Raw genomic sequence first — 23,751 nt, forward strand, 5'->3', positions numbered from 1 at the left:
ACTTGTATCATTCGGTTTGAAGACGATGGGCACGTTGTCTTCGTTTCAATAACTCTGGCAACGCTATGCCTAACATCGTCACAATTACACCTAACCACTGCAGTCCACTCACAGATTCGTGGAGTACGATGAAGGACATAATGACAGCCGTCGGCAGCTCCGCTGCGCTCATGATCGTGGCCATTCCACCGCCAATACGCGGTACACCGATGGCAAAGAACAATGGGGGTATTACGACACCGAACAAGGCTAGCAGTAATGCCCATGGCAATAGTGATTCATGCAGGGAGCCATTCCACAAGAAATGAGGCGGGAAGATCAGCATGACGATGATAAAGGAGCCTGTTTGCATCACAGCACCTCGCGTGATTGGCGCAATTTGCTTAGCAACCTTACCGCTCATGGCAATAAACACCGCGTACGTCAATGCAGATAGCAATCCTAACCCTACTCCAAGCCACGAGGGTGCTTCGAGATTTCCTTTTAGATAACCACTTGCCATAATAATGCCGATAAATAAGAAAATAAGTGCGATGAGTTTATCTTTGCTGGGACGTTTTCGATCCATAATAGCTTCTAGGACGATACCAATCCATGTAAATTGAAATAATAAAAGTATGGCAAATGATGCGGAAACGTATTGCAATGCTGCATAATAAAATATCCCGGTTAAGCCTGAGCTTGTTCCTACTAACATGAGCAGGAGGGCATTACGAGGTGAAACACGAAACGTTTGGGCTTCTGCTGATCCTTGTTTAGCTGATTTGGCCGTTACGAAAGCCATGATCCACATCATGATGAGTCCAAAAAAGATTTGTGAGCCAACCACCTCACCCACATGAAAACCAGACTCGTAAGCCTTCTTTACGAATGTTGACAACAACCCAAAGCTGCAAGCGCCAGCTAATACATATACGTAGTATTTCATGCTAATGACCTTAACAAGATATCTCTGACAGTGTCTCTAGTCATGACTTTATATTGACCAATCGTAGATTTCATAAATGATTTGTGCACTAATTCTTCGATGCGCTGATCATCAATACCATAATAGCCGAGCTGGCTCGGCGCTCCGAGTGAATCCCAGAATTGACGCAAGGCTTGAATTCCTTCTAGAGCCACTTCGTGATCCGTTTTTCCCGTGTCATCGATCCCGAAAACCGATATGGCCAATTTCTTCATCCGCGAAGGATCATCTTCTGCACAATGCATCATCCAATTCGGGAATACAATAGCAAGTCCTCCTCCGTGAGGAATATCGTAAACGGCGGATAAACCATGCTCAATTTGATGAGACGCCCAATCGCCTCCATCTGTCCCACAAGACAGCAAACCATTAAATGCGGTAGTTCCTGCATACATAATCGTCGCACGATGCTCGATATCTTCCAGATTCGATAATAGCTTCGGCGCAGCCTCCATAACGGTCAGCAAGACAGCTTCCATGAAACGATCCATCATCGGGGCATGCTCGGTTCGGTGGAAATATTGTTCAAGCACATGTGACATCATATCTACAATGCCATAAACCGTCTGATCTAATGGAACGGATGTGGTATAAGCAGGGTCCAAAATAGAAAAAGCCGGATAAGCTAATGGACTGCTCCAACCGCGCTTCTCATTTCGATCCCAATTGGTAATAACCGAGATGTTATTCATCTCCGAGCCTGTCGCGGCTAGTGTTAATACGGTCCCCAGAGGCAGAGCCTCCTGCGGTTCAACTTTCCTCGTAATGATGTCCCAAACATCCCCATCGTAATAAACACCTATCGAAATGGCTTTAGCACAATCAATGACACTCCCCCCACCAACAGCAAGGATCAGATCGATTTGATTCACTCGGCATAGCTCAATACCTTTATTCACTGTTGTCAACCTGGGGTTAGGTTCAACACCCGACATTTCAACTACAATGGCTTGCCTATCTAGAAGCTGCTTCATCACAGCATCGTATACACCATTTTCCCGGATACTACCTCCACCATAAACTAGCAGCACGCGTTTCCCGGTATTTCCTAGCTCTTGTTGCAATTGTTTGATCTGACCTACGCCAAACCATAATCGTGTTGGATTATACTGAATAAATGATTGCATATGTGTGTAAACTCCTTCGATGACTAATATCTACAGAAGTATATCACAACTCTAATTCAATAGCATTGGAAACACCTTTGGTATAGACACTCCTTTCCATGAGAAAAACCGCACACCTCTTAGTAAGATGTACGGTTTAGAGCACTTATATGCGATGTAAAGGAAGTGAGAATGAAATGCTGCAGCCCTGACCTAATCGGCTTTCCGCCCAAATTTGCCCACCATGATATTGCACGATTTCCTTGGCTATTGCGAGCCCTAAGCCGCTTCCGCCCGAGTTGCTTCTTGATTTGGATACCTTATAGAACCGTTCGAAAATATGAGGTAGATCCTCCTCACTAATCCCAACTCCTGTGTCGGATACCCGAATAACAAGTTCACGTGGCTGGTCCCTTATCTCGGCTTGAACATGAATGGAACATCCCTTGGTCGAAAATTTAATCGCATTGTAAATAATGTTGGCATACACCTGCTCAATTCGATCCACATCCACAGTCAGCATGTCCTGCCCATTCATCTGCGCCATGTTTAACGTGTAGGCAATTCCAGCATTTTGAGTATCCAATTCATATTTGTCAAAAAGCTGACGAATCATCGTCATACAAGACGTTGAGGCCAGTTGGAAATGGAACTGCTTCGTTTCAAGTCGGCTCAGTTGATATAAATCCGTAATTAAACGTTGAATACCAACGATACGCATATGCACGACGCTCAAATATTTCTTCTGTTCTTCTGGTTCTTGAATGACATCATCTAGAATCGCTTCTACATAACCTTGGATCGATGTGAGTGGCGTCCCTAGATCGTGTGAAATGTTCGATAAAAGATCGCGCCGCGAAGTCTCCATCAAGATTAACTCATTTGTACGTTCTTTTACTTTGGACTCCAGATCATTGTATAATCTAGCATTCTCAATGGATATCGCAGCTTGAGCGGATAGTAACTTGATCACATCCAAGCGATCTGATGTAAAGGCATTGCGAATTAAATTGTTTTCCAAATAAAAGACACCAATTAGATTACCTTGATGTAGAATCGGTTCACAGAAGATGGATTTACTTTCCGCTTGTCTTATGTAAGGATCGTATGAGAAAAGCGTTGATTTCTCCGCATCATCTAACACGATCCCCTCTTTCATACGCGCAACATACTGGATCACGGATTGCGGAACATTATCACGTGTTTCGAGCAAAACAGAGCTCACCCTACAGGAATCCTTCCCTGAGCTCGCAAGCATCTCCGCTTCAACGTACAAGCGATCCTTATCTTTCAAAACAAGAATACTACGCTCTGCACCGGAAGAATACGTAACAATCTCCATCAATCGTTTGATCAGTTGCTCTAGATTCACTTCACTTGAGAGGGAGCGCGACGTATTCATAATTGTTTTAAAATCAATGGCTTGTAAGGAATAATCACTGATTTTGGTTGTTGCCCAATCAGGCGACTCCGCACGACCTGTAAAGTAAGCCGGATATCTAAGCCTTAGATCATCCGCCTTCGCTTTTGCCCCCCAATTCACATAACCAAAGTAAGCATCAACGAAATACGTTTTTGCGAATTTTTCGCGGCCACTTTGCTTGTAATATTTCCCCGCTATCTCGCAAGCCATGGCTTCATGTTGAATAAATCCTTGCTCACGCGCTTGTCGTATGGCCGATTCATATCCTTGCTCCGCTAATTGCCCAAACCCCCTCACACGATTCCACTCTGCATGCATGAGCAATGTTAAGTGCGAATAGTTCTCAGGGCAATGAGCAGCCCACTTATCCATCTTTCTGAGCATTTTCTTAACTCGCCTAGCAAGCCATCTCTGTTCATCACTTGGAAGCTCAGGAAATGCCGCTGCAATGGAGAGGACATAATAGAAGTAATTTTCAGGTATATGAAATAAACCAAAAGATGCAGCTTGATATAACTCTGTCGACTTCCCTGTCTTTACTGCATCTTCAAAATAACCGAACAAATAGTACAGCATCATTTTTTTTACCGAATATACATGGATAATAACCTGATTTGGGTGAACTTTAAGCTTACTAACGAATTGTTCTTCCTCTTCCTGATGATTGCCGAAAAGGATCGGATTCACCGACATCCCTTCCAAATTCAAGGTCAGCATTCGCAGCATCTCAAGCATAAGCAGGGTATCATGATGATTCGTCTGTTCCAAAATGCGATAGTTTTTGGCCAAATCTTCTTTAACTTCCGCGAGTACAGCTCCCTGAAAATCCTTCATAAGCATCTGATAGGTTAGCGCATACCCGGCAAACACAAGGTCGCCATCTTCAATGCCGCATCGAAATGACTCTTTCAAGTGTTCCAGACAAATGCGTAACGATTTCACCCAAGGAGAAATGAACAATCCCAATGAGAAATAACTTTTACTCCGATATTGGTGAGATTGAAACCTTGCGTTCATCCGCTCGCCAAGTTGACCATATTGATAGCCCCTCTGGTAATCTCCAAAGCCTGACCCAAGAATCAGGCCATAAGCACCATACACATACGCCATCGAAGGCGTATTCCCATACTTCAAAGCAAGCTTTGTCATAATTAACATAAAAGGAACGAATAAATTCGTATTTACGAAATAGGCAGACACCGCGACACTCATCATTAAATCAATTAGTTTCATCCGAAACTTATCTTCCATAATTGGTAAATCATACAGCTCCAGCGTACTTCTTCGCCCGATCAAACCTCTCACATTTATATACGTCATTAAGATATACATGTTAGACGGTGCAACAGACAATCGGATGCCATGCTCTGCTAATGCCTTTAATCCAACCTTGATACTCTGATGATGCTTGCCAATATTCGTGTGCAAGACGACTTGCAGATTATAGACCTCTAGCTTCTGCTCGTTGGATAATGGTCCTAACAGCAATTGCTCATAGAGGGTTTCTGCCTCCTCCGCTTGACCACTCAAATAGAGGCATTCCGACTTCTCCAAGCGAATCGCAAAACCTAATTCTTTCTGCTCAAATCCCTCAATCTGATCCATCACTTCTAATGCCTTATTAAAATATTGGATAGCCGAACGATACGCATTCGAGGATTTCGCTTTGCGTCCCGCATTATAATTAAATTCAAGTAATTGCATTAATTCATGATCCATACTGAGCAGTGCTGAACCTAAATTCATATGATTAACAATTTCAAGCAGACGCTTCTCTATCTCATCATTCGCCAGTTCCTTCAGCAGCATCCGAGCGATGCTCAGATGCATCCCAGGCAGCTTCAATTCCTCAATGGAGCCATATACAGCTTCTTGAATGGAATCATGGACAAACATAAACCGAATATCTCTCGCAGCCGCTTCACCTTGTGCATCGTTATAGAATTTATAATCTGTTCCTACGGGGATAATCAAACCATTCTGTATCGTCAGTTCCAACTCTTGCAAAGCGTCGATGAAGGATTTTCCCATTATAATACCCAATGCTTCCAAGTCAAAAGAAACGCCCAAACAAGCAGCTAAGCGCAAGATATTTTGCGTATTCGGTGGCATACGGTCTAATTTTTCAGCAAGAAGAAACATCAGATTGTCTGTAATTCGCAGTTTTTGAATCTCGTTCATATCCCAGATCCAACGATTTTCCTTATAATTAAACGAGAGTAAATCTTGCTCATGCAAGGCCGTCAGAAATTGTTTGACGAAGAATGGATTGCCTCCAGTCTTCTGCAAAATAAGCACAGCCAGCTCCGTAACGTGCTCCTCATCCGAAATCAAGGACTCCGCAACCAAGGTTTGAACATCCTCTAGCTTCAACGCTTTTAACACGATTCGATCCAACACAAGGTGCTGCGGCAGCTTATCGAGTAGTTGAACATGCATAGAAGACAACCAATTCGTATCATACTCACCGCGATATGAACCAATAAACATGAAATATTTCATTTGTGTATTGTTCAAAAGCAGATCCAAAAATTGTAAGGATGCCGTATCTGCCCACTGCAGATCATCTAAGAATAGAACGATCGGTCGATCTTTCCCCGAAAAAACCAACAAAAATTGTTGCAGCAAATAATGCAGGCGATTCTGCGTTTCTTTTTGCGGAAGCTGCTTCGCATTCGGCTGTTCGCCTATCAGTAAAGCTAACTCAGGTACAAGATCAATAATGACTTTGCCGCTAGTTCCTAAGACACTAAGCAACCGGTCACGGTACTCTTCAATTTGCCTATTTTTACCTGTCAGTAGCTGTCTTACTAATTCCCTCAGCGCTTGCGAGAGCGCGTGATAGGATACGTGCTGTTTATTCGGCTCGAATCGCCCTGAGAGGAACCACCCACGGTCCTTCATAATCATTTTCATCGTTTCAGCAATTAGGAACGTCTTACCAAATCCAGACTCCCCTGTTACCCAAACCGCTTCCAATGAGCCATGAACGGCCTGCTCATACACATGCAGCAGTTTATCGATCTCTTTGTCTCGCCCATATAAGCCTTGCGGAATCTGAAATCGATCCGTCATATCATACATCCCTACTGTAAATTCCCCAATATCCTCTCCAGCGTTGATTTTCACTAAGCAATATTCGAGATCCTGCAGGATACCATACGCACTTTGATAGCGATCCTCGGCATTCTTGGAAAGCAGCTTCATGATCATATCAGAAATTGGTTTAGGAATACCGTTCACTAATTGATCGGGAGGTGGAGGAGTCACTGCTAAATGCCCGTGAATTAATTCCACCGGATCTTCCGTTTGGAAAGGTAATCTCCCCGTCAACATTTCATAGAACGTAACTCCTAACGAATAGTAATCCGTCCGATAATCGATGATCCGATTCATTCGCCCTGTTTGCTCTGGGGACATATATTGAAGCGTTCCCTCTAGCATCAAAGGATCCAGCATCTCTTGCCGCTCTCTTGTAAAAGATGAGATGCTGAAATCACCCAGTTTCATGATTTGCTTTTCCCAATTCACGAAAATATTGCTTGGATTGATATCTTTATGAATAACATACCTTTTATGAACATCCCCAACCATCTTGACGATTTGAATGGCAGCTGCTAAGAAATCCTGAATGGACTTTCTGAAGACCGGGAATAAATTGGCTAATGCTTCGCCATCAAAGTCTTCTAAAATCAAAGCAAAATTATTCTGGAATTTCGGAAGGGATAATGGTTTAAGCACACAGGGAATATCCAGCATCTTCCCAATCTCATACTCGCGCTTAAGTCTGGCAATATCCGAGGAAATCGGAAAATCAGAACGAAGTGTCTTAATCATTACTTTCTCCATAGACTGCTTATGAACCGCACGATATAGGACCGTCCGTTCATCCTGGTGGATGGGTCTGATGAACTCAAAATCCGGAAAAATCAACCCTAATACCCCCTCACAAAATCGCCTGTCAGAACTTAAAATTTAGAACTTTGCCATTCCAAGGAAGTCCTTTGTCGAAGCGCTTCTTGTCCTTCTGTCGAAAAACTTTTAACACATCGATATTCCCCATCTCGAATTTATACATGTCCCATATTTCACATGGCATCTCTGTTGATTCATCTTGTTTCAGCAGGGCATTAACCGCTCGTCTCGCTGCTTCATTAGCCCCTTCCATCGTCGCTAGATTCGTGTTTGTACGCACATAATCTGACGCTAAGAAGAGATTCGGAATGCCAGTGAAAGCTTCTGGCCGATCTTCCCACGTACCGACACGATTAATGAACAGAAGGGCTTCATTCGTGCAAGCTTGTGCCACTTCATCATATTGAATGTCACTATCCAAAAACCAGGAATGAAGATTCTCGTCCCTCAAAATAACCGCACCATCTACATTCAGACTTTGCTTCATCTGAGCCCAGACTTCTTCCTTAATTTCTTCTGGTGTACAATGGGTCGCCGGTTTACCATAAAGAATACCAGGTGCATCCCAATCAGAAATATCAATGGAGAGAACTCCTCTGACGCTGCCATCACCATATTCACTTAAATTCACATCTGGCCAAAATTGTTTCTGGGAGATGGAAGTCAATGACCATGGAGCATCCAAGTAAATCACATGTCCATGTGTTACGGGGACGTCTTCTTTCAAATAATATTGAATGCCGTTCATCCAAGCGACCGAATCCACAAGCCTCTGAACCCCTTGGAGCGTTGGATCCGCCTCGAGCATAGCCTCTGTAATTAGAGGCCCCATCACTTCAACAGGGAACGCAGCAATATAGTAATCCGCTTCAATATGGATCGTTTCCCCGTTCTCCGTAATCTCCGCACTGCGGATAATCCCGTCAACACAATGAATACGCTCAACTTTGGCATTTAAATGATAGTCCACGCCTCGCCCCTGAAGAAACGTCAACCAAGGGTATATCCATTTATCATTCGTTGGCCCATTCAAGAGACGCACGAAGCTCGTTCCTGGCGTAGACAGATTCAGCGTCATCTGAGCTGCTACAGGCCCTACAGTTTGCGTACTTGCGACTTTGGATTGACAGGCAACCAACGTTTTGGTGAAACCTGCAAATATATTCTGGAATGCAGGAGATTGCTTCTCTGCTTCTATGAAATCCCACCAATCGATCGTTTCATATTCCTCGCGAATGCGCTCTTCACAACTCGTCATGACTTGCCAAAGCTTCCTACCATATTGCTCTAAATCTTCTTTCGTAAGCCCAAGTTTATGACTTATCAGATCCTTCGCTAATGCTATATTATCTTTGTTAACTACGATTTTGGCAGGGAGAGGCTGCAGTGGTGCTGTATGGGTAGCGATATCTAATCGCGTTACTTCCATTAAGTTATCGTAAACGGTTTTATTTTCGTAAGGAATTCGTTTCAACGTATCAATGACATGTCGATAAAAGCGTGGGAATAAACGAAAGCCGTGTTCTCCCGGCAAATCCCTTCGTCCACCCTTCCCACTACCAACATATGGCATACTTCTCGCTTTTCCGCCTGGAATACTCTTAAACTCGTAAACAGACACATCATATCCTCGTACGATCAGCTCATGAGCAGCACTCAATCCAGCAACACCGCCACCCAAAATTGCGACCTTTTTCAACATACTTCCTCCTCATTTTGGTTTAATTTGTCAAAACATGGTTTCTCTATCATATCATTTAGAACCGCTTACGCATAGAATAATCCTAGTAAAATAAAACCTTTCATTGCTGTGGTAGTCAGCAATGAAAGGTTTATGCCATACGTATTAATCAAGCTGAAAATGAGTTAATGCGTGTAATAGCTCCTCGGAAATGTGATTCAATGTTGTTGAGGAGCGCTCGACTTCCATGGTCGAGGCTGCTTGTTTCTGTAGAGACAAGGTAACATCATGTGTGTAAGAAGTTGCTTTCCGTGAAATCTGAACACTATCCTCCATCGAGGCGGATACTTGCTGTGTACTCGCGGATATTTGCTCAGAAGCGGCTGAGACCTCCTGAATTTGTTCCGCTACCTGATCAACAGCGTGCAAGATCGATTCAAATACGATGCCTACCTTTGCGATTAGCATGCCCCCCTTCTCTACTTCGGCAATCTCCAATTGCGCTTTCTCTACGACAGATTTAGAGCTGCTCTTCACTTTCGCAATCAACTGAACAATGTTCTTGGCAGATTCGCTTGATTGATCAGCTAACTTCCTTACCTCTGTAGCGACCACCTGGAAACCCCTACCCTGATCACCTGCTCTCGCCGCTTCAATGGAAGCATTCAAAGCCAGAAGCCGAGTTTGCCCGGAAATATCTGTGATCACATCAAGCATTCGATCAATCTGCGTGCATAAATCAACAAGCTCCGAGATCGTGGTTGCCGTTTCAAATACTTTCATTTTGATTGAAGTCATTTGATGTACAGCTAGGTTCATATCTTCAAAGCCTTGTCTTGCTTCGAGCGCAGCTTCGTTGGCCGCTTCAGCGACGAATGAGGATGTTTCTGCAATGCGCTGAACCCCGGCAGCCACCTCGTTCATCGCAAATGAGGTTTCCTCTGAGCCTTTCATCAAGACCTCCGAGCCTTGTGACATATCGGTCATGATGGACTGAATAGCCTTCGAATCAGCGGAGGTATCCTTCACATTCGCTTGAAGTTGCTTGGACGAGTCGAATGCTCGCTGAACGACAAGTCGACTCTGGCGAATAACATCTGTAAAGCTATCTGCAATGTGATTAAAAGCGTTTACCACGCTGCTAAATTCATCCTTAGAGTGGGATTGGACACGGACTGTCATATCCCCTTCAACAAGCAGCTGTGAAGCTCGAGCTAGCTCGTCAATCCCCTTTTTCACAGATATATAAAAAGCCATAAACAAATACGCAGCTAGAAGCAGTACTCCCAGTACAATAAGTGCGTCAAACACTAAACTTTTCGTATAAGCATCCACACGTTGTTGGAGTAATTCGGTTAACAAGCTAATCTGGTACGTATACAGAGCAATTGCTGCCTCTTTGGATGTACGTGATGTAGCCGCGAATTCTTTCGCCGTAATTTGAATAACACCCGTATTGACTAGCTTCTCATTCAATGCTCCGAATGTTACAAGCGCAGACGATACACTCTTTTCATGCAAGGCAAGACTCATGGAGGCAGTCTCAGGATTTAGCTTATGCAACTGTTCACCAACCGATTGAATCTCTGTTAAAATAGACTGTCCTTCACCACTTAGATGGATTAGTTCCTCTTGTTCCTCCGGGTTTTTGATAGACCGACGAGCAGCAACTTCGATGCCTTTTCGCTCAATTTTCTCAAGATTGTTCCAAAATGCAGGAAAAAGATGTACAGTAAAGTCTATGAGGGCACTCGTGCTTTCCTCAGGATCCAAATCCAGTTTTGCCTGCTGTTCAACCGTATGTATGAGTTGGATCACCTGTTGTTCCATTTGCTCATGTTGAAGTTCATAGTACTTCTGACTTAACCCATCTATACTCGAAGTAATTGATTGCCACTGCTCCAAGATAGCTGAAACAAATTTCTCTTCCAGCAATGATGTATTGGCATGCTCCACTTCCGCTTTCAACCACGACATGGTACGATCAATTTGTACTTGCACTTGTTTCAAATCTGTCTTCTCAGGTGGTTGAACACCGTCCGTCGAAGGTAAACCTTGTCCGAATTGATCCAATCGGATCAACAATTCACCCAATTCACGTTGAACAGATATCCCTGACATTTCGCGTTTAGCTCCACGCATATTTTGCGTTGTCCCAGCTAATAATTGTTCGGCTAACAGTGTAATCGGAATTATGAATACACAACCTATAAGGAAAAATTTATGCGGGTACCTAAGTTTATTCAATAAGTAAATTGCATGCTTAAACAACGGTGAAGTCAAGTTAGTACCCATTCGGTTATCTTTCATCCTGATCCACGCCTCCATTTGCGTCAACTATACTGACACGAAACTTAATTTATGGACCCATCTTACAACGAATCCTATCAAAATACAGGCAATTCGAACTATTTTGATAAAATTCCACAAATTTTTCACTTAATTATGTGATTTTTTATAACGAGTACTCCTAAATTCCTATCTGCCTTCGAATCCTTTATAATAAAGGGTAAACCAATCATACACGCCAGAGAGGATGGTTATTCCATGCCCGATCGAATAGGTACACGATACGTGCCAAGTACACAAATCGTCTCTTTCCCTCATGGAACTCTCCATTATGGTGATGATGTATTTCTGACTCGCAAAGTATTACTGTATCGTAAAGCGCTTCGTCACAATCAACTCGGTGTCGATTACATAAGCTCACTTCAGGATAAAGCCGCGTTTATTCACGATGGATTTCATCACATGTTGGATACATCTATCGCCCAGGATGCCGTCACCATTATTTTACAAGCCAAAAGTGGTTCGCTGTTTGCCCATACCATGTTCAAACGCAAATGGACCTATGCCGCTGTTGTCGCGATTATTAGCGACCTAGGAGTTTCCTTGTTAGATGCAATGGAAGACAAGATTACAGGCTTTTCCGTACGTCCAGATAATTTATGGTTAACCGATCAGAATAAACTTTCCGTCATCAACTATTGGGAGGTAGATGAACATCAAGAGCAAGGAGCCGTTGGCCTTTGCCGCTTAATGATTCAGTTGCTTACGGGGAGCGAAACGATTTCCGACACATTCGAGGTTATGCATACGAGTCTGGAGCGTGCTTCTATTCCAAGTGCGACGACAGAGCAAAAATTAGCTTTGATTCGCCTCATCAAATTTATATGTCATGGGCAATCTTCGCTATCCTCACTCGTATTCGGACTGCGGAGTTTACCTCCTTCTGTCCCTAACAACTCTAACAACAAAAGTATAAAACAAGATGAGCTGATCTCTGAGGAGACAACAGAAGTACTGCCAACTGCTCAATATGAGAGCCATACCCGATCTACTCGTTCAGCTAAATTGATTGCGCTAGGTTCCGTTTCAGCTCTCGTGATAGGGATTATCTCTGTATGGTATCTGTGGCCAGAGCCAAAGGTTGTTCAAACCGTCGTCATCATCTCTCCTACGCCAACAAGTACACCAATAGCAACCGTAAGCCCAAGTGCCACGCCAAATGCTAAGCTAACGAGTATGAATGAAGCTTCCGAGGAAACTGAAGTACCTAATCTGGTAGGCAAGACACAAGCGGATGCGGAACAGCTCGCGCTAGCTGCAGGACTTCACTACAACTTTGTCATTGAAACAAGCACCCAGGCCAAAGGTATCGTAACGAGACAGGAACCAAAAGCAGGAACCAAGGGCTTGGCTGGGGATAATGTGACGTTTTGGGTGAGCAAGGGGGCACAGTGAGGAGATAAGTGAGAGAAAGAGTCGCTGAGAACGGGAACAGGTGTAAATTCCGATCTCAAGGCTCTTAGCTTTAACTTGAAAACATACAGCTAAATTCAAGTAAATCGGTTGTATTCTACATGTAGATGGAAAAACTCCAGATAATTATCGGGTTTCTGCAAATTTCGCAAGAAATGACCGAAAATAGCTGGAGTTTTTCCAGTTATCTTCCTTTTAGGTTAGAAATGCAAGGAAATAGATGGGGATTTTCCATCTATTTCGCATTAGATTGCTGATTGAGGTAAAAAAAGCAGTTCAAGTCTCGAACGACTCGAACTGCTCTTTTCATTTTAAGCGTGGAAATCTTGACCTGAACGAACTTCTTTCACGTAGCCAGCGCGGATAACGAAGTCACCGAAGTGTTCTTCATGCTGACGCTCTTTGGCATAATGAGGAATGATCGTTTGCAAGGAATCCAGAATCTCAGATTCACCGATGTTCTCTTTGTACAATTTATTCAAGCGGTTTCCTGCAAATCCGCCACCAAGGTACATGTTGTACTTGCCTGCAGCCTTACCGATGAACGCAAGTTCAGCAAGCATTGGTCGTGCGCAACCATTCGGGCAACCTGTCATCCGAATCGTAATTTCCTGCTCACGTAAGCCTACACCTTCAAGAATGGACTCGACTTTCGTAATCAAAGACGGTAGGTAACGTTCCGATTCCGCCATTGCAAGTCCGCAAGTTGGGAACGCAACACACGCCATCGAGTTTCTACGCAATGCTGAATAGTGAAGACCATCCGTAATGCCGTGATCTTTGATCAGTTCTTCGATTTTCTTCTTTTTCTGAGCGCTGACGTTGCCGATGATCAAGTTCTGATTCGACGTTAGGCGGAAATCACCCGTGTGAATCTTTGCAATTTCACGAAGACCTGTCATCAGACGGTAGTCTCCATCATCCATCACGCGGCCATTCTGAATGAACATTGTGAAATGCCATTTGCCATTGCTGCCCTTCACCCAACCATAACGATCTCCGTTGGATTCGAAATGGAAGGCGCGAGCTGGCTCAAGGTTCCAACCTAGACGCGTTTGTAGTTCATTCACGAACCACTCAATACCGCGATCATCGATTGTGTATTTGAAACGAGCATGCTTACGAACGGAACGATCCCCGTAATCGCGTTGGATCATGACTGTTTTCTCAGCTAGATCAACAGCCTGCTCCGGCTTAATGAAGCCGATCACTTGACCAACTTGCGGATACGTTTTGACATCTCCGTGAGACATCCCCATACCGCCACCGACGGATACGTTAAAGCCCACCAAACGGCCATCTTCAATAACCGCGATGTAACCAAGATCTTGTGAATATACATCTACATCGTTGGATGGTGGGACTGCGATACCGATTTTGAACTTACGTGGCAAATACACAGGTCCGTAAATCGGCTCTTGCTCTTCTGCGTCGCGGCTATCGACGATTTTCTCGCCGTCTAACCAAATCTCATGATACGCTCTCGTACGTGGATCCAAGTGGTTTGAGATGCGATTCGCCCACTCATATACCTCGCCGTGAATTTCGGATTGGTAGGGGTTCGGGTTACACATCACGTTACGATTCACGTCGCCACATGCAGCAAGCGTGCTTAGCATAGATGCGTTAACTTCTTGAATCGTTTTCTTCATGTTCCATTTGATCACGCCATGCAATTGAAAGGATTGACGTGTTGTAAGACGAATGGTGCCATTCGCATATTTCTGAGCAACACGATCCATCATCAACCATTGGTCAGAGGTTACGATACCGCCTGCAGCACGTACGCGCAGCATGAACTGATAGGCAGGCTCAAGCTTCTGCTTCGCACGTTCATTACGCAAGTCACGATCGTCTTGCATGTAGCTGCCGTGGAATTTCATCAAACGGTTGTCATCCTCAGGGATGGAACCGGTGATGCGATTTTCAAGCGTTTCTTCTAGACTTCCGCGTAAATAATTACTGCGGATTTTAATTTGTTCAACATCACTATGCGGAGCACTATTCTTCGATAGTAAATTATTTTCTGACATCTTGAGCTTTCTCCTCTCGCGATCGCGGGGATCCCGTTTTAATAAACATCCCGTTGATAACGTTTTTGCTGTTGCATATTAGCCAAATATTGCACGGCTTCTTCGTTATTTAATCCGCCTTCTTGCTCAAGAATCGTGAGCAGCGCAGCATTCACATCGTGTGCCATCTTCTTCTCGTCTCCGCAAATATAGACAACAGCGCCTTCTTGCAGCCATTGATACAGCTCGCGACTTTTCTCCAACATACGGTTCTGCACGTATACTTTTTGATCCGTATCACGAGAGAACGCTACGTCTAGTTTCGTTAGAACGCCGTCTTTCAACCAACGCTGCCATTCAACTTGGTACAAGAAATCTGTAGCGAAGTGTTGATCTCCATAGAATAACCACGTTTTACCATCTGCACCCGTCTCTTCTCTCTCTGCAAGGAACGAACGGAATGGCGCTACACCAGTACCAGGTCCAATCATAATAATTGGCGTTTCTGGGTTCTCAGGAAGCTTGAAATTCGGGTTGCTCTGAATATAAACCGGCAACGCTGCACCTGACTGTGCACGCTCTGCCAAGTGAACGGAACAAACACCATAACGATTACGGCCATTCGCTTCATAGCGAACCGCACGTACAGTGATGTGCACTTCATCTGGTGAAGCTTTGGATGAGCTAGCAATGGAATACAAACGAGCAGGCAGTTTACGAAGCACGGCTACGAATTGACTAGCAGACACACCTTGTAGGGAGAAGTCTTGCACTAAATCTAATAAATCGCGGCCAGCGATGTACGATTTCAACTCAGCTTCATTGCCAGCAGCAACAAGTGCTTGAAGCTTCTCGTTAGAAGAAAGCTTTGCAACTTGCTCTAACAAAGGCTTCGTCAATGTAGTGATTTCATAGTAACGAGTAAGCGCTTCTTGCAACGGACGCTCTTCCCCATTTTTGTTGACAGCAACAGGCGTACTTGCATTCCAATCCATAGCTTGAATCAATTCAGTAACTAGACGCGGATGATTCTCTGGGAATACACCCAAGCTGTCTCCTGGCTCATATTGCAGATTGGAACCCTCTAAGGAGATTTCCACATGGCGAGTTTCACGATCGGAGCCGCGGCCATTTAAGTTCAAGTTCTCAAGCACTTCCGCTTGGAACGGGTTCGTTCTGGAGTATTCCGACTCTCCGGAAGCTGCATGCCCAGTCGATACTGCTGCACCACCAACGGAAGCTGTAGCTGATGCCGCATTTAAAGCACCCAGCACACCAGAAACCCAAGCTGCAGCCGGCTCATCAAAGTCAACATCACAATCAACACGCTCAGTTAATGATTTGGCACCAAGCTCCTGCAAACGTTTATCAAAATCTTTACCTGTTTGACAGAAGAATTCATACGACGTATCACCCAAGGAAAGAACAGAATAACGAAGTTCTTCTAATTGAGGTGCTCTTTTGCTATGAAGGAATTCGTAGAATGAAATCGCATTATCCGGTGGATCGCCTTCGCCATGCGTACTAACGATCATAAGAAGGTTTTGAACCTTTTTCAAATTGTTCGGTTTGAAATCACTCATGGAAGAAAGCGTGACTTGGAACGATTGCTCTTCTAGCTTCTTCGCTAGCTTTTTAGCTAATCCATGAGAATTACCTGTTTGGGATCCGAATAGTACTGTTACTTCTTTGGAAATAACAGGTTGACTAGCTACAGCCGTTGGCACGGTAGTAACTGGTGCAGCCACGGAATTTGTCGAACCCTGTTGAGCTGTTAGATAGCCACTCAGCCAAATACGTTGAGTATCCGTTAACGTTGGTAGGACGCGGTTGAGCAATTCAACTTGCTCTTGGTTAAAAGGACTGTTTAAGACTTGAAGTTCCAACAAAATCCACCTCATCAGCATGTATTGATAAGCTTTGCTATAATTCGCACTATTTTTACTCTCCATTGAAAACTATCATAGTGCGCATCATAGGTCAATTAGATTCATCTTATGAGACTTATAAGGGGAATTGATATATGGTTAAATGAGCACTTTTCATGCAAAAAATGACCCCAAAAAGGGGTCATTTCATCTTTTTTTACATATTTAGCCTTTCACAGCTGACCCTACGGTCATCGCCTTCTCAACTTGCTCACTGAAGAGGACATAAACGAGTACCGTTGGCAAGCTGGCAATCGTCATTGCTGCCCCCATCGCGCCCCAGTTTGTCGTAAACTGACCTTGGAAGAAGAGTAATCCAAGCGGTAAGGTTTTCAGCGATTCTTTGGTAATTAAAATGAGGGCCATCGTGAATTCATTCCACGAGGATAAGAAAACGAAAATGACCATCGTTGCCATTGCCGGCTTGATAATAGGTAAAATAATGGTGTAAAACGTCCGATAGATGCTAGCCCCATCCATGCAAGCGGATTCTTCAAGCTCAACCGGGATTGAACGAAAGAAACCATAGAACACCATACTGGAGAACGAAATATTAAATGCAATATAAGGAACGATAAGTGCACCATACGTGTTAGCTAAGTGGAAATCACGAACAAGAATAGCCAATGGGATCATGATGACTTGTACAGGAATGAACATCCCGATGACTACATAGATTCTTGCGACTTCCTTGAAACGCCATTGCATGCGAGCTACCGCATAGGAAAACGTTACAGAGAGGACAATCGTCCCTACAACGGTGCAGGCTGCCACGAGCAAGCTGTTGCTAAAGTACTGCGGTACATTAAATTTGGACCAAGCATCCACATAATTTTCGAAGCGAAAATGCGTTGGAATTCCGAAAGGATTCGTAACGAAAATTTCATTATTATTTTTCAGTGAATAAAAGATCATCCACAATAACGGATACACCGACAATCCCGCATACACCCATAATAGGATGCCAAGGAGCGGATTTTTTTTGCGTAATTTGAGTAAGCCGTTCATCTTAAACATCCTCCTTTAAAAGGTAATACGTTCACGTGCGATAAGTTTGTTAATCGCTAACGTTACAATCAAACATTCAATGACAAGGAATGCTGCTGCCGCACTGCCATAACCGAATTCGCCAACACGGAAAGCAGAACGGTACATCAGGTACGTCAACGTGTAGGTGGAGTTACCTGGCCCGCCGCCTGTCATGATAAACATGTTAGCAAAAGCGTTCAACCCACCTGTAATTGCGAGGACTAAGCAAAATTTGTACGTCTCAGCCAGCATCGGAATCGTAATCTTCATATGTGCTTTGAATTTGGAAGCGCCGTCGATACGGGCAGCCTCTAAGTACTGTTCAGGTACAGACTTCACAGCCGCAAGAAGCAGCGCGAACTGGTAGCCCATGTACTGCCAAGCATTTACGAAGGCAATCGCGAAGATCGCTGTTTTGCTGTTCGTCAGCCAGTCTTGACGATAGGAGATGCCCAGCGCTTCAAACACTTTGTTGATCAACCCATACTCACTGTTATACATCGCCAACCAGAGTTGACAGACGACGGTAATTGAAAGTACAACCGGAATGAAGTAGGAAATGCGTAGAAGCTTACTCCCTTTGAAACCCTCTGCTACGGCAAAAGCGAGTACAGACCCGATCCCAATTTGCACAACGGCTAAGATGCCTGCAAACACAAGACCGTTATAGAGGGACGTATAGAAAATACTATCTTGAAACAATCGCGTGTAGTTATCTAGAAAGATAAACGTGCCTTCACTCAATCCATCCCATTCGAAGGTACTGCGGTAAAAGGTTTGTAAAATCGGATAAAACACGATCACTGTATACAAAAGGAGAGCCGGCAGCGTGAACAGCATAATCGCTACTTTATTTCCCATGAATTTGCGCATGTCATCACTTCCCTTGTAGAGTAGAAGACTCACTCTGGGTTTGAGCATTCCAGGGTGAGTCTCCTTGTCATAGAATCACATTTATTTGGCTGTTACTGCTGCTTTATTCAAATCTTTGACGAATTGATCAGACGTATAATTACCTGTCATTAGGTTTTGAGTTGCATCTTCAAGTGCTGCTTTGAACTTCGGATTGGACAAGCCCCATGAGAAAGCGGTTGTGCTTGTGATTTTCGGTATATCCTTGGAAAGTTGATCCATCATTGGAGGGAACTGCTTCACAATCGGCTTATCCACTTTGGTAGCTACGATCGGGTTGCTGCGGTTCGTGAACTTGTACTCAGCATATTTCAAGGAAATGAATGAGGCAACTTTCGCTGCTAGCTCTTTATCCTTTGTGTTTGCGGATACCGCATATCCACCTGGACCACCGCTGCCACTGAATGCTGTTTTACCTTTTTCATAGGCTGCTGCATCCGCTGCTGGCAAGTACATGTAGCCGGCTTTGTCACCAAGCGCTTTGGTTGCGGCCTCAATTTCCCATTGACCGTTGATGAACATGGCTGCTTTACCTTCATGGTAAAGTGCCGCGGCTTGGTCATAGTTCAAGTTGGTTGCGCCTTTTGGCAACATGCCTGCTTTCACAAGCTCGATAATTTTATCAGCAGCTGTTTTGTACGCCGCGTCTTCTGCTTTCGCCGTACCTTTATCCAACTTGTTAATACCGCCTGGATCAGCTCGTGTTACGAACATGTCATACAGCGCTACGCAAGGCCATTTCTCTTTGGCAAAAATGGAAAGCGGTGTCACACCTTTTGCATTGAACGTTTTAACAGCTGTCATCATTTCATCATACGTTGTTGGTACTTTCACGCCGTTTTGTTGGAACAAATCTTTGTTGTAGTACAACAGGGCTACTTCGTTCCCTGCATACGGGAATGCATATGTGTGTCCATCATCCGTCACCAGCGTGTTCATTGCGCTCGGCTGCATTTTGTCCTTGAAGCCAAACTTCGTTACATACTCATCCAACATCAGGATGTTATTGGATTTTTTGAACGTGTCGATAATGTCTAGACCTGCTTGGAAAATGTCTGGAAGATTCCCCGTCGCTGCATACGTCTTTAACTTCTGTCCATCATCTTGTGCTTGGATATCCAGCTCAAGCTCTACGTTAGGCATTTCCTTTTTCAATTCAGCTACCGCATAGTCATAAGGTGTTTTCGTATCTTCATCTGCATATTGGGCATAAATTCTAAGTTTGACTGGCTTTGCATCCGCCTTAGCCGGAGCTGTCGTAGCTGCAGCTGTTGCCGCCGGGGCCGCGCTGGTTGTTTCTTTCGGTGTTTCTGTGGAACCGCAAGCTGCTAGGCTAGTCGCCGCGAGTAAGCTTACGAGAGTAACTGCCATCTTTTTCATGTGTAGACCTCCCAATAATTCTTGTGCGTTTCTCCTCTTTACATCCTCAGTATAGAGGCAAAAACCCACAGTGATAATGGAATAACTGAGGGCTTCTTGTAAAATCCGCACATTTGTGTGCAGTCGTTATATGCGATTATTCTCATACTCACTTGGCGAATAGCCGAAGAATTTCTTGAAGCTTTTGCTAAAATAACTAGGGTCATTGACCCCAATCTGCTCCGCAATATCCGCCAATCGAATGTTTCCCCTGCCAAGTAATTCCTTCGCTTTATGCATACGAACATGTGTCACATAATCCGTTACAGTCATGCCGATTTCCTTCTTAAATATCGCCCGCAAATAGCTTGGGTTAATGAACACCTGCTGGGCAATCTGATCCAATTGGAGCTCCGAATCCATATATTGCCCCTCGATGTACTCTTTGGCTGATTGGGCAATTTTCGAGGATCTCGTCTTCTTGTGCTTGTTGGTATATTGAATCGCCTTAGCGAATAGCTCCTTGATCCATATCGATGTGCTCTCGATTGAACCCAACCGCTTGATTTCACTATAAGGGTAAAAGACTTCGCCAAAGCAATCCTCGATGGGATGCCCCATCTCCGTGACATAGGATAAACAAACTGAGATAAGTCCCATGGATATCACATAGGTATACTCCAAAGACAAGCGCTGCTCCCGAATGGATTGGAAAACTTCTTCCAGCTTATCTTCTACTTTCTCCGTATTATGCATGCGCAAGAGTACGAGAAGCTCCTCGTTGACTTCCGTCGGGTAGAGCGCCTGCTTACCAGAATCAAGCACACTGGAACCGTACGCAATGACGCGATCATTTCCTAAGACGAATTTGTTTTGTAAAGCCTCTAACGCTTCTAGGTAAGAAGTTCGAATTCCGCCGTAGCCAGACTGACTCCGACCAACACCGATGGTGATCGTGAATTTCAGGTACTTTTTGATCAGAAAAATGAGCTTCTCATATCCCTCTAACGCAGGCACCTCGAGTTCCTTCCCCCCTTGATGCTCGACTAGACAAATAATCCGCCCTTCTGCCCCGTTGAAAATAAGGTGATGCCCCGTCTCCTCTAACGCTTCATTGAGAATGTTCGTAACCGCATATTTCCACAGTAAGCGATCGCTCACTTGATTCCACTTGACATCCATATGGTCAATCTCAATGCACGCAACCACAAACAAGGAGGAGGCGAAAGACTCCCCGAGTTGTTGGAGCTTCTGAGTTGTTTCCTCTGGAGAATGATGATAGTCACTGCTAAGCAAATGGTTCAAGTAGCTTTCTTTCATCAATTGTTGATTTTCCTTGAGGGTGGATCGTTCTTCCCGTGCTTTCTCATGCTCCTTCTGCAGCTTAAGTAGCGTCAAGATGAGTTCATCCTTGGAGAACGGCTTGAGGATATAATCCTCCACGCCGAGTTTCAGCGCCTTGCGTGCATAATCAAATTCATTATGTCCTGTGATGAGAACCACGCTCGTTGCTGGATAGTGCTCCTTCAATTGCTCAGTAAGGGTCAAACCATCCATGAAAGGCATGGTTATATCTACAAGTGCTATATCAGGCTGATGCAATTGAACTTGTTCGAGGGCTTCGATCCCGTTCTTCGCTTCGGCACAAAGTTCAAAGCCATAGGCCTCCCAGTCTAATGCTGAACGCAAATATTCTCGGAAAATCGATTCATCATCGACGATCACTATTTTCTGCATGCTCATCTACTCCTCGTCACTTTGAAAAGGCAACCATAGTGTAACTTCCGTGCCTTGTCCTTGTTCACTTGTAATTTGTAAGCCATATTCATCTCCATAGTACAATTGGATACGGTCATTCACATTCTTGAAGCCATATCCCACAGCCTCTTGCGGAGATTCGGTCTTTTTCACGATTGCCTCGAGCCGATCTGAATCCATACCCACACCATCATCGGCGACAATGATTTTTATTTTGGCATCAACAATTTCGCCTGTTACCTTGAGAAGTCCAAGACTTCCTTTCGTTTTGAGCCCGTGATAAATCGCGTTTTCGATAAGCGGCTGTATGGTGAGTTTCGGAATTTGACCGCTTAGCACATCGTTATGAATATCAAATTCATAGGTAAATACATCGGAATAGCGGATCCGTTGAATAGCTAAATAGTCTTTCACGTTGCGAATTTCTTCTTCAATCGTGATGGTTTCGCGGCCTTTACTAAGCGCAGCGCGATAGAAATCAGCCAGTGCTTTCGTCGTCCGCTGCACATCGCGGGTTCGTCCCATTTCTGACAAGGTATAGATGACATCCAACGTATTATAGAGGAAATGCGGCTTAATCTGCGCTTGAATCAGGGCAAGTTCGTATTCCCGCTTCTTCTTTTGCTCCCAATTTATGTTGGTCAGAAGCTCTTGAATCCGCCGAATCATCGCATTAAAACCAGAAGACAGCATCCCGATTTCATCTTCTGAATTTACTTGGAACTCAATGTCTAAGCTGCCTTCCTTAACCCTCTTCATGTATTTCGTGAGCCCCATTATGGGCTTGGCAATCAATTGGGAGAGCATTCCTGCGCCAAGAAGGGCAAAAAAGAGGCAAACAATACCCAGCAGCACGATAAGCAACGTAATTTTGTGTGTATCTGCCGTTAAGGATGCAAGAGGCGCCATCGAAATTAATTTCCAACCAAAGCTAGGTACATCGGAGCTGACAACGAGTGTTTTCTCATATTCGAAAGAAGTCGGTTCGGACACATGCTTACTTGATGTGATCCAACGCTTCATCTCGGGATTCGCCACTTCTTGGAGGACTTCCTCTGGATGCTGCGAAGAGGTAACAACACCTTCATTATCCACAATAAAGTAGCTGCCATCTTGGATCGAACCGATTTTCTGATAAATTGCGGATAAGGAGCTTTCCTTGATATTGAGCACAAGCTGGCCAAGCTTCTGTCCTGTATAGATGTTTACAACCCGCTTGCCTAACGTCATCACCGTTTCTTGGGAGCCATTCGTTAAATAATCCCTGCGCTGCATGGGGAACCAAATGTTATTCCCGCTCGATGCATCAATTTGTTTGAGCATGGGACTTGTGGGTATCCACTCCCGATTCCGCTCCATGAGTACATTCGAGCCATAGACTCGATTATTCGTATCAATGAATGCCGCTGACTGCACATCAGGGAAAACAAGCAAGGCAAAGCTCAGCTGATTCGTGATTTGCGTGTACATTTGCAGGCTAGTTTCTGGTGCAGCTAAGGATTGGGGATCTTCTACGATCACCTTATTAAGATTGATGGTTAACATATTTGCGCAACTTTCCACGTTCGTTAATATGCCTGTGATGCGGGTAATGATGAGGGAAGAGTTGTCCGACACGTTTTTGATTGTTTTTTTGACGATTGCATTCGTGTAGACTTGGTTCGAAACGAAACCCAGCACAAACAAGGGCACGAAGATGAGCGGGAAATAAATAAGTATGATTTTATATCGAATGCGTTGGTTGCGGAACCAATGTGTTGTTGGAATCAACTTCTGAAGTATATGCATGAATGCCCTCCCTTTAGCGAAAACAAAAAATCCCCTACCATGCAACGTCAGGAGTTTCCTGTCCGTTACATTGTAAAGGATTCATACCTTTTTTTAAACTCACCACTTGGG

Annotated in this window: 13 protein-coding genes; 1 reads left to right on the forward strand and 12 read right to left on the reverse strand. The window is 44.3% G+C overall.

Translation table 11 applies throughout. The features are described from left to right. Nucleotides 1–7 precede the first annotated feature (7 nt). The 5 genes from ASL11_RS04065 to ASL11_RS04085 all read right to left on the reverse strand — a co-directional run bounded on the left by ASL11_RS04065 (nt 8) and on the right by ASL11_RS04085 (nt 11,402). Nucleotides 8–928: an EamA family transporter gene (locus ASL11_RS04065; protein WP_056609977.1), complete on the reverse strand. Its 921-nt coding sequence runs from the start codon at nt 926–928 to the stop codon at nt 8–10. Beyond that, nucleotides 925–2,094, reverse strand: a complete 1,170-nt coding sequence (locus tag ASL11_RS04070) for an iron-containing alcohol dehydrogenase (RefSeq protein ID WP_056609979.1) — start codon at nt 2,092–2,094, stop codon at nt 925–927. The genes ASL11_RS04065 and ASL11_RS04070 overlap by 4 nt, the downstream gene beginning before the upstream one ends. Before the next feature lie 145 nt (nt 2,095–2,239). Continuing rightward, entirely contained in the window at nt 2,240–7,429 is a 5,190-nt protein-coding gene (locus ASL11_RS04075) for an AAA family ATPase (protein WP_056609982.1), read from the reverse strand. 28 nt (nt 7,430–7,457) lie between these two features. Further along, entirely contained in the window at nt 7,458–9,113 is a 1,656-nt protein-coding gene (locus ASL11_RS04080; protein WP_056609985.1) for a hydroxysqualene dehydroxylase, read from the reverse strand. A 144-nt stretch (nt 9,114–9,257) separates the two neighbouring features. Further along, on the reverse strand, nt 9,258–11,402 hold the full coding sequence (locus tag ASL11_RS04085; RefSeq protein ID WP_056609987.1) for a methyl-accepting chemotaxis protein: 2,145 nt from the start codon (nt 11,400–11,402) through the stop codon (nt 9,258–9,260). A 237-nt stretch (nt 11,403–11,639) separates the two neighbouring features. Here ASL11_RS04085 and ASL11_RS04090 point away from each other — a divergent pair, with 237 nt between their 5' ends. Next, nucleotides 11,640–12,836: a Stk1 family PASTA domain-containing Ser/Thr kinase gene (locus ASL11_RS04090; RefSeq protein WP_056609988.1), complete on the forward strand. Its 1,197-nt coding sequence runs from the start codon at nt 11,640–11,642 to the stop codon at nt 12,834–12,836. A gap of 329 nt (nt 12,837–13,165) precedes the next feature. On the opposite strand, the gene cysI is transcribed toward ASL11_RS04090, so the two are convergent. The 7 genes from cysI to ASL11_RS04125 all read right to left on the reverse strand — a co-directional run bounded on the left by cysI (nt 13,166) and on the right by ASL11_RS04125 (nt 23,640). Further along, nucleotides 13,166–14,887 carry an assimilatory sulfite reductase (NADPH) hemoprotein subunit gene (gene cysI / locus ASL11_RS04095; protein WP_056609990.1) on the reverse strand — a complete coding sequence of 574 codons (1,722 nt, stop codon included), beginning with the start codon at nt 14,885–14,887 and terminating at the stop codon, nt 13,166–13,168. A gap of 38 nt (nt 14,888–14,925) precedes the next feature. Continuing rightward, nucleotides 14,926–16,752 (reverse strand): assimilatory sulfite reductase (NADPH) flavoprotein subunit, encoded by a 1,827-nt coding sequence (locus ASL11_RS04100; protein WP_056610169.1) that lies wholly within the window; start codon nt 16,750–16,752, stop codon nt 14,926–14,928. Between the two features lie 207 nt (nt 16,753–16,959). Continuing rightward, the gene (locus ASL11_RS04105) at nt 16,960–17,802 is read right to left on the reverse strand and encodes a carbohydrate ABC transporter permease (RefSeq protein ID WP_082595236.1); all 843 of its coding nucleotides are present in this window, start codon (nt 17,800–17,802) and stop codon (nt 16,960–16,962) included. 15 nt (nt 17,803–17,817) lie between these two features. Beyond that, nucleotides 17,818–18,744 carry a carbohydrate ABC transporter permease gene (locus ASL11_RS04110; protein WP_235550367.1) on the reverse strand — a complete coding sequence of 309 codons (927 nt, stop codon included), beginning with the start codon at nt 18,742–18,744 and terminating at the stop codon, nt 17,818–17,820. 33 nt (nt 18,745–18,777) lie between these two features. After that, nucleotides 18,778–20,115, reverse strand: coding sequence for an ABC transporter substrate-binding protein (locus tag ASL11_RS04115; protein WP_056609994.1), 1,338 nt, complete (start codon nt 20,113–20,115; stop codon nt 18,778–18,780). A gap of 126 nt (nt 20,116–20,241) precedes the next feature. Next, nucleotides 20,242–21,831 carry a response regulator gene (locus ASL11_RS04120; protein ID WP_056609997.1) on the reverse strand — a complete coding sequence of 530 codons (1,590 nt, stop codon included), beginning with the start codon at nt 21,829–21,831 and terminating at the stop codon, nt 20,242–20,244. A gap of 6 nt (nt 21,832–21,837) precedes the next feature. Next, complete coding sequence (locus tag ASL11_RS04125; protein WP_056610010.1) at nt 21,838–23,640, reverse strand: cache domain-containing sensor histidine kinase; 1,803 nt, start codon at nt 23,638–23,640, stop codon at nt 21,838–21,840. Nucleotides 23,641–23,751: the final 111 nt, after the last annotated feature.

The sequence above is a fragment of the Paenibacillus sp. Soil750 genome (assembly GCF_001428045.1).
GTDB classification, from domain to species: domain Bacteria; phylum Bacillota; class Bacilli; order Paenibacillales; family NBRC-103111; genus Paenibacillus_E; species Paenibacillus_E allorhizoplanae.

What these genes read in the sequence shown, in the direction of transcription:
- ASL11_RS04065 (WP_056609977.1), bottom strand. Translation starts at nt 928, where the DNA reads ATGAAATACTACGTATATGTATTAGCTGGCGCTTGCAGCTTTGGGTTG.
- ASL11_RS04070 (WP_056609979.1), bottom strand. Translation starts at nt 2,094, where the DNA reads ATGCAATCATTTATTCAGTATAATCCAACACGATTATGGTTTGGCGTA.
- ASL11_RS04080 (WP_056609985.1), bottom strand. Translation starts at nt 9,113, where the DNA reads ATGTTGAAAAAGGTCGCAATTTTGGGTGGCGGTGTTGCTGGATTGAGT.
- ASL11_RS04085 (WP_056609987.1), bottom strand. Translation starts at nt 11,402, where the DNA reads ATGAAAGATAACCGAATGGGTACTAACTTGACTTCACCGTTGTTTAAG.
- ASL11_RS04090 (WP_056609988.1), top strand. Translation starts at nt 11,640, where the DNA reads ATGCCCGATCGAATAGGTACACGATACGTGCCAAGTACACAAATCGTC.
- cysI (WP_056609990.1), bottom strand. Translation starts at nt 14,887, where the DNA reads ATGTCAGAAAATAATTTACTATCGAAGAATAGTGCTCCGCATAGTGAT.
- ASL11_RS04105 (WP_082595236.1), bottom strand. Translation starts at nt 17,802, where the DNA reads ATGAACGGCTTACTCAAATTACGCAAAAAAAATCCGCTCCTTGGCATC.
- ASL11_RS04110 (WP_235550367.1), bottom strand. Translation starts at nt 18,744, where the DNA reads ATGCTCAAACCCAGAGTGAGTCTTCTACTCTACAAGGGAAGTGATGAC.
- ASL11_RS04115 (WP_056609994.1), bottom strand. Translation starts at nt 20,115, where the DNA reads ATGAAAAAGATGGCAGTTACTCTCGTAAGCTTACTCGCGGCGACTAGC.
- ASL11_RS04120 (WP_056609997.1), bottom strand. Translation starts at nt 21,831, where the DNA reads ATGCAGAAAATAGTGATCGTCGATGATGAATCGATTTTCCGAGAATAT.
- ASL11_RS04125 (WP_056610010.1), bottom strand. Translation starts at nt 23,640, where the DNA reads ATGCATATACTTCAGAAGTTGATTCCAACAACACATTGGTTCCGCAAC.